Origin of the sequence: Streptomyces sp. NPDC002573 (assembly GCF_042889625.1) — a bacterium.
In the GTDB taxonomy this organism is placed as follows: domain Bacteria; phylum Actinomycetota; class Actinomycetes; order Streptomycetales; family Streptomycetaceae; genus Streptomyces; species Streptomyces gibsoniae.
Map to the genome: position 1 here is coordinate 25625 of NZ_JBIARC010000071.1, position 10155 is coordinate 35779.

9 protein-coding genes and 2 pseudogenes are annotated in these 10155 nt (G+C 67.6%); 1 reads left to right on the forward strand and 10 read right to left on the reverse strand.

The window, feature by feature from the left end:
- Window positions 1-99: 99 nt before the first annotated feature.
- The 4 genes from ACFYX0_RS38710 to ACFYX0_RS38725 form a co-directional block, all read right to left on the reverse strand.
- Complete coding sequence (locus ACFYX0_RS38710; RefSeq protein WP_388978178.1) at window positions 100-3201, reverse strand: SUMF1/EgtB/PvdO family nonheme iron enzyme; 3102 nt, start codon at window positions 3199-3201, stop codon at window positions 100-102.
- Between the two features lie 31 nt (window positions 3202-3232).
- A complete protein-coding gene (locus ACFYX0_RS38715; RefSeq protein WP_388978180.1) occupies window positions 3233-3982 on the reverse strand; it encodes an SDR family NAD(P)-dependent oxidoreductase in 750 nt (249 codons plus the stop codon).
- A 70-nt stretch (window positions 3983-4052) separates the two neighbouring features.
- A complete protein-coding gene (locus ACFYX0_RS38720; RefSeq protein ID WP_388978183.1) occupies window positions 4053-4958 on the reverse strand; it encodes a DMT family transporter in 906 nt (301 codons plus the stop codon).
- On the reverse strand, window positions 4955-5791 hold the full coding sequence (locus ACFYX0_RS38725; protein ID WP_388978186.1) for a hypothetical protein: 837 nt from the start codon (window positions 5789-5791) through the stop codon (window positions 4955-4957). Before ACFYX0_RS38725 ends, ACFYX0_RS38720 begins: the two co-directional genes overlap by 4 nt.
- A gap of 115 nt (window positions 5792-5906) precedes the next feature.
- Here ACFYX0_RS38725 and ACFYX0_RS38730 point away from each other — a divergent pair, with 115 nt between their 5' ends.
- The gene (locus ACFYX0_RS38730) at window positions 5907-6116 is read left to right on the forward strand and encodes a hypothetical protein (RefSeq protein WP_388978188.1); all 210 of its coding nucleotides are present in this window, start codon (window positions 5907-5909) and stop codon (window positions 6114-6116) included.
- Here the strand turns inward: ACFYX0_RS38730 and ACFYX0_RS38735 are convergent.
- The 6 genes and pseudogenes from ACFYX0_RS38735 to ACFYX0_RS38760 form a co-directional block, all read right to left on the reverse strand.
- Complete coding sequence (locus tag ACFYX0_RS38735) at window positions 6109-6624, reverse strand: pyridoxamine 5'-phosphate oxidase family protein (protein ID WP_388978191.1); 516 nt, start codon at window positions 6622-6624, stop codon at window positions 6109-6111. The genes ACFYX0_RS38730 and ACFYX0_RS38735 overlap by 8 nt on opposite strands.
- A gap of 58 nt (window positions 6625-6682) precedes the next feature.
- Entirely contained in the window at window positions 6683-7630 is a 948-nt protein-coding gene (locus ACFYX0_RS38740) for a DUF4231 domain-containing protein (RefSeq protein WP_388978194.1), read from the reverse strand.
- A 326-nt stretch (window positions 7631-7956) separates the two neighbouring features.
- Window positions 7957-8160, reverse strand: a complete 204-nt coding sequence (locus ACFYX0_RS38745; protein ID WP_388978196.1) for a hypothetical protein — start codon at window positions 8158-8160, stop codon at window positions 7957-7959.
- Between the two features lie 349 nt (window positions 8161-8509).
- Window positions 8510-8623: pseudogene (locus tag ACFYX0_RS38750) on the reverse strand (IS481 family transposase); the annotation flags it as partial.
- A complete protein-coding gene (locus tag ACFYX0_RS38755) occupies window positions 8620-9129 on the reverse strand; it encodes a hypothetical protein (protein WP_388978199.1) in 510 nt (169 codons plus the stop codon). The pseudogene ACFYX0_RS38750 and the gene ACFYX0_RS38755, both read right to left, overlap by 4 nt.
- Before the next feature lie 21 nt (window positions 9130-9150).
- Window positions 9151-10010, reverse strand: a pseudogene (locus ACFYX0_RS38760) (transcriptional regulator); the annotation flags it as partial.
- Window positions 10011-10155: the final 145 nt, after the last annotated feature.

The following is a 10155-nucleotide window of genomic DNA, read 5'->3' on the forward strand; positions in this document are numbered from 1 at the left end:
GCCTCCGTCGGGGCAGGTCGCATCGGCACGCCCTGCACCTGGGTCGAGTAGGTTCCGGGACGGTGCTTGGGGCGGACGCAGACGTCCTGCTCGTCGTCCCTACCCCCTCGCGAGCCGGAAGCCGAGATCGTCATTGCGTACGAAGCACTGTCCTCGTCCCCGGTACGCCGCCCGAGCCCTGTTGCGGCGGTGGCGCCACGACCCCCCACGGCATACACGGGCATCGCTGGGCGCGTCCGACGGACGGGCGTCCCGGTCGTAGGGATACGGTTCCGGGGCGCTCGCCGTCCACTCAAAGACGTTGCCGGACAGATCGTCGATGCCTGCGGGGCTCCGCCCCTCGGTGAAAATGCCGACGGGGAGCGTGCTGCGTGCGTGGAATTCGAAGGTGTTCGACGCGAGCGCCTCGAAATCGTCCCCGTAGGGGAAGGCTCGTCCTCCGGCCGAGGCAGCGGCCTCCCATTCGTATTCGGTGGGCAGACGGATCAGCATGCCGGTCACCGCGCTGAGCCAGGCGCAGTAGGCCTCCGCCTCGTAGACGGAGACGCCGACTACGGGGGCGCTGGGGTGGGCGAGGAGGCTGTCGTACCAGTACGCCGGTGTGGACGGGGCTTCCGTGCCGTAGATGTCTGTCAGGGCCTTTTGGATGGCCTCGTCGGTCATGGTCGTGAGCTTCACCATGCTGACGGCCTGTTGCAGGGTGGCAGTGCCGGTGCGGAGCATGTCGACGGCGAGGGTGGGGCGGCGGCGCAGGTTGTCGCGCTTCTTGCGCCACTCTGCGGTGATGAGGTCCTGGATGCCTTCGCCGGAGCGCCATCTGCGGGCGTGGGCGGAGTGCCACCACCGATCGTCTTCATAGCCGCCGGCGGCTATGAAGTGAGCGTACTCGGCGTTGGTGACAGGGCGGCGGGCCAGGTCGAACGTCGGTAGTTGCACCTCGTGGACGGGTCGTTCGAGGACGTACGGGGTGCCTTCGGCTCCGATGCGGTGGTTGCCGGCTGGGATGCGCGCGAACTCTGGAAGGAGCGCAGCACCGTGAGCGCTCTCGATGCGCGTCAGGCGAGGATCGCCCAGGACGCCGAGGATGCGGCCGTAGTGGATGCGGGCCCTTAGGTCCGTCGCCTGATCGGTGCTGCGGGCGACGAGCGTGTGCGTCACCTCGGTGCGCACGGCTGTGTCGACGTGTACGTCGGGGGCGGCCAGGCAGCGGCCTGCCAGGGCAGGATTGACGGCGAGGACGTTGCGGACGTACGCGTCGGGGTCCTCGGCGAGGGCAGCGGCCATGACTGCCGTCTCCTCCCAGCCGGTGGTCGGCAGCGGCGGTAGCGGCTCGCCGGGGGCGAGTTGCGTCAGGACCTCCGCAAGGGGCGGGGTTACGGCAGTGGCCGTGTCGGGGACGGCGAGGCGGGAGAAGTCGGGGGCTGCTGCAAGTTGGCGTGCGGCGAAGAATTCCTGGAGGAGCTGGTGGAAGAAGCGGATGGCTTCTTCATCCTCGTCGAGGATGCCGGTGTCGCAGCCGACGCGCAGGGAGGCCTCCGCGAGTCGGGCCAGCCCGTTGAGGAGGTCGAGGGCCGTGTCGTAGTCGACGACGACGCTTCCTTTGTCCTCGCCGCGCTTGGTCTCCTGCATCTGGTAGGCGAGGCGGGTCAGGGCGGGAACGAGGTGGCCGCGGTCCGGGAGCCACAGCGGGTCGCGGACTCCGTCACGCAGGCGGCGTTGTTCCCGATCGGTGAGGAGCTCCGGGTCGGCGGTCCGCGGGTTGCCGGAGAGGATCTCGCGGCGGAGTAGTTCGCGGACCATGCCGGCGAACGCGTCGACACGCCCGACGGGGACCGTACCCACGGCGCGGACCTGGTTGACCAGCAGGCGCAGCATGTATGGGGTGCGGTAGAACGACAGGGCTCGCGGGTCGCGGTTCAGAGCATCGTGGACAACGTCGGCCTGTTCGGGCAGGTGGAGGGCTATGTACTCCAGGACCTGGGCGCGGGTCATGGGTTCGAGGCGGATGTGCGGGACACCGACGTCCTTGCTGCTGAGCATGGCGCCGTAGTCGAGGGTGCGGCAGGTGAACACGGCCCGGTTTCCGGGGACGTCGCGGACGCATTCGTAGAGGAATGCCTTCCACGCGTCGATGCGGCGGCGCAGGTCGGAGGCATCGAGGTGGGCGAGTTCGTTGAGGCCGTCCAGAAGCAGCAGGAGGCGACCGGACTCCAGGAAGTGCGCCAGCTCGGGCAGGTGCGGGTTGCGTGCCCTCCAGCGGTCCTCCAGCCAGCGGCGTGGGGCAGGCGGTTCGCCGGCGTTGAGACCGTATTCGGCCAGCGAGATGCTGAACGGGATGACCGGGTCGGCGGGGTGGGTCATTCCTTCCGCGGCCACGTCGAGTTCGAGGCGGCGCAGCAGTGTCGTCTTCCCGGACCCCGGCGCTCCCAGCAGTACGTACGCGAAGGAGTCGCTGCCGGCGAGGATGGTTTGGAGGTCGTCGGTGCGGCGGCTGCTTGGCGCGGTAACCCAGCGGTCGGAAGCATCGGTGCCTTCGTCGTAGACCAGGGCGAGGCGGACGAAGCGGCGGTCGAGTTGGTAGCGCGGGGTGCACCATCGGGCGTAGCAGGACAGCAGGTACTCGCGGACGCTGCGCGAAGGGTGGTCGCGGATGTCGTGGAGCTGCTGGTCGGTGAGGGCCACGGAGCGGTCGGGGTTGCGGATAGCTTCTTCGAGCGCGGCGAACGCGCCGAGCAGGGTGCGGGGCGGGGCGAATGGGGTGGTGACCACAGCGTCGTCCGCCGAGGCCGCGTGCGGCCATGAGAATGAGCCGCGCAGCGCGGTGACGAGGGCGCTCGTGCGTGCCGCCCATTCGCTCTCGTCGGCCTGGGCGGTCCATTCCAATCGCTGAAACGGGACCAGTTGGTAGTGCAGTTCGCAGCCGTCAATGCGCACCACGTGGATGGGCTTGCGGTGATCGTAGAAGAAGAACCACTCGTTGAAGACCTCGCGGGACTCCGTTGCCTTCTCAGTGAGGAGCACGACGAGGCGGTCGGCTGACCGTAGCGCCTGGTCGATAGAGGTGGCCCATCGATCGGTGTGCCGGATGCGCTCGGTATCCACCCAGGCGTCGAAGCCCGCGGCTTCCAGTGCATCGTGGATACGCTGCGCGAGGGCAGCAGAGTCCCGCTGGTAGGAGATGAAAATCTTCTCCCGGACCACTGTCACACCTTCCCCCGACTACCTGCTCTCTTCAGCCACGGCCCAGGGTGAACCCCGCGTCGGCGGTCAGGAGGGTTCCGGTCATGTACGGCGACTCGGCGAGGAAGACGTACGCACCTGCGATGTCGTCGGGGGCGATGAACTGGCGCAGTGGGATGACGTCCAGCCAGGACTCCTTCAGCGCGTCATCGACCCGGTCCATGTACGAGGTCTCGACGAAGCCGGGAGTGATTGCATTCACCCGTACGTTCGGGGCAAGTTCCTTGGCCAGCGTGCGCGTGAAGTTGTTGACCGCTGCCTTGGCGGCGGAGTAAGCCATCACCCCTTCCCGGCCCGTCGCGTCGAAGCCGCGGATGGAGGAGGTGTTGATGATGGCGCCGGTGCCTCGCTCCTTCATGGTCCTGGCCGCCCGCACGGAGCAAAGCACGGTGGAGAGGAAGTTGATGTTCAGCATGCGCAGCCAGTGCTCCTTGGTGGAGTCAAGGATGGGCATGCCTTCGGTGAGGCCCGCGTTGTTCACCAGGATGTCGACCGGGCCGAACGCTTCCTCGGAGGCCGTAAAGAGCCGCTCGACGTCGGTGGTGTCGGCGACGTCGGCCTGCACGTACAGCGCGCTGCCGCCGTTCTCCTTGATTGTCTGGACGAGCGCCTCCCCTCCTGTGACGTCGCTGTGGGAGTTGACCACGACCTTCGCGCCGCGCTCAGCGAAGGCAAGCGCTACAGAGTGCCCGATTCCACGCGAGGAACCGGTGACGACGGCAACCTGACCGGAGAGCGGCATGATCTGTCCTTCGCTGATCGTGAATCAGTGATCTCGCACGGTAAGGTCACCGTATCGGATCAACGCTCAACTAGCCTGCTTCTGCCTTGGTGTTGGACACGGATTCCTTGCTGACCATGATGCCGGCGACGAGTACGAGACATGCGCCGAGCCAGGTGAGTGGCGCGGGATGTTCGCCCAGGAAGATCCAGCCGGAGACCAGTGCCGATACCGGTTCGAGGTACAGCAGGATTCCCGCCGTCGTCACCGGCAAGCGCTTGAGGAAGGCGAGGTAGGCCAGGAGCGCCATCGCGCTGTAGACCAGGCCAAGACTGGTGATGACCAAGACGTCGACGCGGCTCGGCAGCTTCGGGTGGATGGCGAGCCAGGGCATCAAGAGCACTGCGGCGACCGCCAGTTGGCCTGTGGCGACCCGTACGGTCGGGACGGTACTGAGCGCCTTCTTGCTGGCCAGTGTGGATCCGGCGTAGGCAAGCGCCGAAACTGCGATTAACGTCAGTCCGTCGAGGCCGCCGGTTTGCCCCGGTTGGAGGACGAGGACGCTGCCGACCAGGGCCAGCGCCAGCGATGCCAGCTGGCCACGCGTGACACGTTCCTGGAGAGTGCGGTGGGCCAGCCCTGCGATGGCGAGCGGTGCGAGATAGATACCGAGTAGGACCGTACCGATCGGCGCCCGCTGCAAGGCCATCACGAACGTCAGCCAGTGCACAGCCAGGAGCGCTCCGGACCACAGCAGCGAGCGCACTGCTGGTTTCCCGTAGCTGCGGATGCTCGCCCGGCCTCGCCCTCGCGGCGTGACCGCTTCCCACAGCCACAAAGCCGCCGCACCCACCGCGGCGCGCCCGAACGCGATCGCTACGGCGGGCAGCGCACTTTCGCGGACCAGGACGCCGCTGGTGCCCCACAGGACCGCCACGCCCGCTGTACCCAACGCCGGGCTGTAACGGCGCAGGGACGCCGTGGACGCGGCGGTCACTGCGCGCTGGTGGCGGTGACGCCCGGTCGGTCGGCCAGCACGTCATCCGGTGCGCGTCCGTCGTGAACCACCGCACGCAGCATGCCTACGAAGCCGGGGATGTCGGGGCGGTTGTAGGTCTGCCTCCCAAAGCAGACGCCGGTGGCCCCCGCCGTGATCGCGCCGTGTGCGTTGGTCAGGGCCTCCCGAATCGACGTACGAGGCCCACCTGCGACGATCACGGGTACCCCCATGGACGCGGTGGTGACCGAGGCGAAGGATTCAGGGTCGCCGGTGTACTGCGTCTTCACCATGTCCGCGCCGAGCTCCACCGCGATGCGCACGCAGTGGCGCACAAGATCCGCGTATCGGGCACGCTCGTGGTCTTTGAGTTCGAGGTAGTTGTCATCCGCTCCGTTATGGGTGCGTCGTGGGTACATGATGGCCAGGAGCGGCATCCCCCACCGTTCACAGTCCTCGGCGACCGCGCCCAGAGTCGAGAGCATGTCGGGCTCCCGACGGTCCGACACATTCACGTGTACCGCAACTCCGTCGCATCCGTTACGTACGGCGCGCTCCACAGAGCTCACCGCGACCTTGCGGGTGTGGACTCCGAGGACGGTGCTCGCGGTGAGGTTGGCGACGAAGGGGAGGCGTATGCCTCTCTCTGTGCACTGTGTGAGGAGGCGCGGGAAGCCGAGTATGGCGTCGGCCCCGCCTAAGGCCACCTCTCGCGCACGTGTCACAGGATCGGCGAGACCGGCGTAGGGCCCGTTGATGAGGTCGTCGTCGAAGGGCACCATCACCGTCCGGACACCGGGGATGATACGAGCGAGCCTGACTGTCTTGCCCATGGAAGTCACGGGGTCTCCTCTCGGGTCCTTCATGGTCAGCGCGGGGCTGAGGAATGGCGTGTTGGCCGGTACCGTGGCAGGCGGCGGACCGACGACCGACCGGGAGGACGATCGCATGGACGCGGTGCGTGGACCACGGCGTACGGACTGGGTGCAGCAGCTCCAGGACGGCACCCTTCCTCACAGCATCGACCCCCTTGAGGAACTGCACCGGCTGGCAGCTGATTTGGACCCTGCGGACAGTCTGGCCGTCTTCGCGAACGTCGACGTGCCAGAAATCGATATCGCGGACGACGCCGGGCCGACCATCCCTCCCGCTACCTGACGACGGCCGCCTTGATGTACACGCGGCGTCCGAACCGAGGCTCGTCCAGCAGCGTCAGCGACTCGACACGGAACCCGTACAGCGCCAACGAGCCTTCGCCGGTGAGGAAACGCTGCTGAGTCGCCGTGTCCTGCGCGAACGTCGGGAACCGCCCTTGGTAGCAAGCCAGGGCAGCACTTGCGCCAGTCTCCGTATCCCGTGCTTCGTGCACGACGCCGGACAACTGGACGCCTTGAAGGTGCTCGCCGTACTCGGGCGGCTGGCGCGTCACGGTGGCTGCGGCGCGCGGATCACTCGCGGTGTTTCGGCTGTGCTGGGTGGATCGCTCGCTGACGAAGTACAGGTTCAGCTCCCCGTCATGGGCGAAGAACGCAGTGTTGATGTGCGCACCGCCGGGCCCCGTCGTCGCGAGGGAGAACAGGGTGTTGTCGGCAAGCAATTCCTCCAGACTCGCACGCAGTGCTTCATCGGTGTGGTTGCCGTCTTGGGCGTCAAGCCGGTAGGGCACGGGCGTGTTCCTCCTGGTTAAGGCGGTGACTGAGTACGAGCGAGCACGGTGACGGAGTTCAGGCGGCCTCCCGGCGGGCAAGCCACATGGTGTGCTCCCGTGAGATGGCCTCCTCGGCCTCGCTGCATCGTCGTGACCATTGGAGCTCGTCATCGGCCAAGGTCTCCAAGCCAGCTTTCACCAAGAGCAGTTCGTGCGCGGTAAGCGAGTAGGCGGCCGCCAGGGGACGGTACTGCTTGAGCTGCGTCCATGCGGTAGCGGCAGCCGCAATGGCCGAGGCACTGCCCAGCCCGTCGTAGTCGAGCAGGCCGAAGGCACGCAGGAACCCTCCCGCCAGGCCGAGCGACGTCGCGATAAACGCCGCAGCCGCCCACCGGCGGGCCATGCGCGTGAACGTGGCGGCTTTGGAGGTGTACCAGGTGTACTCGGCGTCCAAGCGTCCTTGGATGTAGGCCTGTTGCCGAAGACGGAGAGGTTGGCTGCGCAGGAGTCGCATCTGATGGGTGATCTCCGCCTCGCCGCCAGCATCGATGAGCCAGCCGACGTCACGGAGGTCGCGCAGGATACTCGACATGTCCTGCAGCAGCCGCTCGCTTGCCGCATGCTCGGTACCCGTGAAGGGCTCCGCCCGCACCGCGTACTTCCACGACAGAGTGCGTAGCGATTCGGCCGCCGCACGCCCTCGGTACCAGGCACGCTGAGGGTTCTTCGCGGTCAGCCACAAGGCGGGTGCAAGCGAGGCCAAGAGCGCAATTGACGCAATGAGTGCGCCCAAGTCGAGGCCGTTGCTGAGCTGGACGTTGACGCCGCCCAGCACGGCTCCGGCGACCAGCATGGACAGCTGGAGAGCGGACCATCGGACTGTATCCGACTGACCGGCCAGAGAAGCAGCGTCCGCGGAGCGGAACATGGACGGAAGACCGTCATCGGTCAAGATCAGGTCGCTCGGCCCCCCAGACATGCCCACGATCATGGCGATCGCGGGGAGGGCGCGCAAGGACTTCACGGCAACGAGCCCAGTAGTCGCAGGTATCCGTCCGATGATGCCCTTTCCTCAGCCTGTCGGGCACACCCGTAGAACAATTTTCCGTACCTGCTCGGCTCCTGCCGAAACGGCCTCCTCCACGATGTCGGCGGAGCGACTGCTCCTGGCCGCGCGGACGACGGTCGTCTCACAGGTCGACGTTGCGGTGAGCGCCTCCATGCCAGCGCCACGACCGCGCTGGCCGATCATTCGAAGTGCAGGCCGGGAGCGAGCCGTCCTCCAAGCGGTGCAGGACCGGTGGCTGGCTCACTGGCTCCGAACCGGCCTGCGGGCACTGCAGCGGGTGCCTACGGCATCCCCTGCGCGCACCACCCGCAGTTCACACGTCCGGTCGCCGCGCTCCGGGCGCGCTCCGGCCCGGCGAAACGCAACAGCGCGGCGACGAGTCCCCGCTGGTCGCCCCGGACGCCGTCGAACGCCCGGAACTCCACCACCGCCGCCCTCCGGCGTACGAGGCGAAGCACTGGCGCGAGCCGCCACCTGTCGGGCACCGGTGCGCCTTCCTTGAACCACACCACCACGGCGGGCCGCCGAACCGGTGAGGAACATCCGGATCGCTGGGTGGCGGCAACGCGGATGACCGACGACCAGGACACCGTGGTGCAAGCGGCTCCGCTGCGCAACTCGACTCCCGGGTATCGATGAGCAACCGGCGCGGCTCGCCCACCGCGGCCCCGGCCGCCATGGTGAGCACCGCCGTGACCAAGGCGAGCACCAGCGTGCGACCGGTGTCCACCATGCCGAGGAGGTCCACCGGCAGCATCAGCGCCGCGGACAGCCCCAGCACCCAGACCACCCCTCTGCGCGGCCCGGCCAGTCGGCCAGCCCGGCAGCGATCCGGGTCGCACGGGAAATTCCCATCTCGGCTGCGACGTGGGCGATGGGTCTCGTGCGACAAGGTTCGATGAGGCGGCGTCGCCCTTCCACGGTAAGGGGCGCGTTCTGATGCGTCATGCAGCGGAACCGGGTGCAGACGCTCGCTGTGTGCGGTCCTGCCCGGCGATGGCCTCGGCGACCTCTTGGATAGCGCCCCGAATCAGGTCACCGTAGGGATCCTGAGGAAGGCTGGGGACGGTTGCTTTGGCCGCGTTGATGTGTTTGGTGGCGGCTTCGAAGGAGCCCAGTCGGCGGTAGTTGTCGGCAAGGTTGAGGTGGAGGGAGGGGTAGAAGCCGGCTATGTGGAGGCTTTCGTGGTGCTCCTGGACACGCTGCTCGGTCACGGCGTCGGCAGCGTCCAGGGCCCGGACGTCCCAGGCGAGGGCCTGGGCGGGATCTTCGTAGAGATCCGCCAGGTAGTGGGCGAGGGAGCAACGGTGCAGCGGGTCGCCGGTGACGCCGATCGCCGACCACAGGCTCAGGAGCTTGTCGCGGGCGGAAGCGATGTCACCGGTTCGGCCTTCGGTGACGGCTTGGCCGATGGCTTCCATGGTCGGGTCGGGGCTGGCGGGTGCGGTGGTCATGGATGTTCCTCGTCGTCGTTCTCAGACTGAGTGGTCGGATTTGACGGGCATGGCCAGAGTGGTGAGATCGCCGCGGTCGGCGGGGCGGATCGTGACGGGCTGATCGGTTCCTCTCAGGTCGAGCATCACGTCGGGGCCGATCGCAGTGCTCACGGCGGGATAGAGCGTGGTCAGCTCGAACCAGATCTGGAGGGCCTCGCCCGTCGCGGTAGCTGGGAGCGGGATGCCGGGGTGTTCGTCGTCCGCTGACCGGACGTTCACTCCGTGGTCGGCAACGTGCAGCGCGATGCGTTCACCAGGGGGTTCTTCCAGGGCGCGCAGGAGCAGGTCCTTCGAGACCGTTGCGCGGGTGGTGACCTCGCCCAATGACGCGAGCATCAGCCGATAGTCGGGGAATTCCTCGGACAGCAACCGGCAATGCCGGTCCTCCCGTTCGGCCATGCGGAGCCAGATCCCGTGTGGTACCGCTTCGAGTCGGACCAGCGCGCTGCGGCGGATCTCGGCGGCCGCGGCCGCAGATCGTCTCCGTTGACCGTGCCGGCCCACGTCTGCCCCGGTGGTTCCGTCGGTACCAGGGTTCGGGTGGAGAGCCGGTACCGGTCAGTCGCAGTCAGGGCGACCGCCTCATGACTTGCCTCGATGTGCAGGCCGGCGAGTACCGGCATCCCCGGCTCAGGGGCGGTCGCGGTCAGGACCTGCTCGACCGCATCCGCCAGCACCGGCCCCTTCAGCGCCGCAATCGGCAGACCGGGCACGTTGCCGAGCGCGCACTTGATGACGGCAGCCTTCTGCAGTGCCGCTGCTGCGTCCCCGACGATCTTCGCGACATGCTCATCGAGCAGCCGGGATGCCTCGTCGGCGTCGGCGTCGAGGACTGCCTCGGAGCGGATGATCCCGAAGGCGAACGGCAAGACACGGTCGCTGGGCATCCCGACGGTCCTCGCATAGGGCCGCATCGTCCAGGCAATCGTTGGGTTCGCTGGTGGTCACTCACCCGTTCCACCCGTTGTCCGGCTGCGAGTTGGA